General features: G+C 51.9%; 1 protein-coding gene. It reads right to left on the bottom strand.

Going from position 1 to position 1,334, the window contains the following annotated elements; genetic code table 11:
* Positions 1-1,250: conjugative transfer system coupling protein TraD (traD, locus tag ACSV5M_RS21750; RefSeq protein WP_439178953.1), on the bottom strand; the 1,250-nt coding region annotated here is incomplete at its 3' end.
* Positions 1,251-1,334 lie beyond the last annotated feature (84 nt).

Consider the following 1,334-nt stretch of genomic DNA (forward strand, 5'->3'; position numbering starts at 1 on the left):
TCAAGCAGCGGAAACAGCGATGCAACCAATTTGTCGTAGAAGGATTTTTCGTACTCGAACGTTTTGATCAACGCGTGTGCGACATCATCAAATAATCCGTAGTGTTTGTATAACTCAACGGCAGCCCATGCCGTGCGATCACGGGCGCTCATGGATTTGTCGGGTTTGCGCTCAGACTCGACAATGTCTTTGAGATGCTTACGCCAATGCGGGTGCTTGGATTGGTTGAGCGTGAAAATGTTGTTGAGGTATTCGCTTAGCAGTGGGTCGATGTCCGCACCGTACTTCAAATAAAATTCGTAAGACAGGCGCTTACCGAGTTCGGTACCCGCTCGACTGATGACATTGACATAACGCCACGCGAATTCACGGAATGCTGCGCTGTTGCCCTCACCGGGTAATTGCGATGCGATACGTGAGGCTGGCTCAGTAATACGACCAAAAGAACCGACCGGATTGTAACGACAGCTGATGTCTGGATAACCCAGGTGGAACATATAGAATTGATGTTCACGCCCTGCGCGTACTGCCTCAGCCCACATCCGGATTAACAGTTCTGCGTCGCCTTTCGGATCAAACACAATCACAACGTCACCGTTGTGAATGTCTTGGGTCACCAGCGTTTCGCATAAGCGAGTCTTACCGACACGCGTCGTGCCCACCACAAAGGTGTGAGCAACGCGCTCACTTTGCGGTTGCTCAATATTCTCTTCCCGCTCCCATAACCCAACAGCATGAATTGTCGTGTCACCTTCGACACGCGGAATTGGCGATACCGGATTCCACCACGCCTCGCGACCGATGATCCACGCCAGAAAGTAAACCGCTGTATGGCGTTTGCAAAATGCTTCCACGGCACGTGCGCGCAAATACAGTGCAGTTTTGTAGCGCTTGATAATGTGGCGACGATTCGGCTGTTTGCAGTCGTGGTGCCGCTGGGTGTGGATAGCCTCCCATTCAAACCCAATCCCCAAAAACAGATTGGTCTTGCTGACGGGAATTTGTGCACTGGAAATTTCGTATTTGGGTAGTACCAGCAAATAGTGCTGGTACTTCAATAACCGCACAGCGAGCTGGGTTCGCTGTGCGAAACGAATGATGCAGAACAGCGCGAGCGTGTATGCCACCGACGGAACCGTCAGCAGCACACCGGGGCTGCTGACGGCCAGGATCGCGGCGAACAGGTACGCGAAACTCGCGGCGAGTTCAACCGGTGGGCGCAATAGTTGTTCGATGGGATGTTTGCTCATAAGGGCAAGAGGATACCGGCGGTAAAAAAAACGCCAACGCTTTATCTGTCTTAGTCGTGTGCAGATTGATTGCTGAATTTGTCC

It is taken from the genome of Cellvibrio sp. ARAG 10.3 (assembly GCF_051846955.1).
Lineage (GTDB): Bacteria > Pseudomonadota > Gammaproteobacteria > Pseudomonadales > Cellvibrionaceae > Cellvibrio.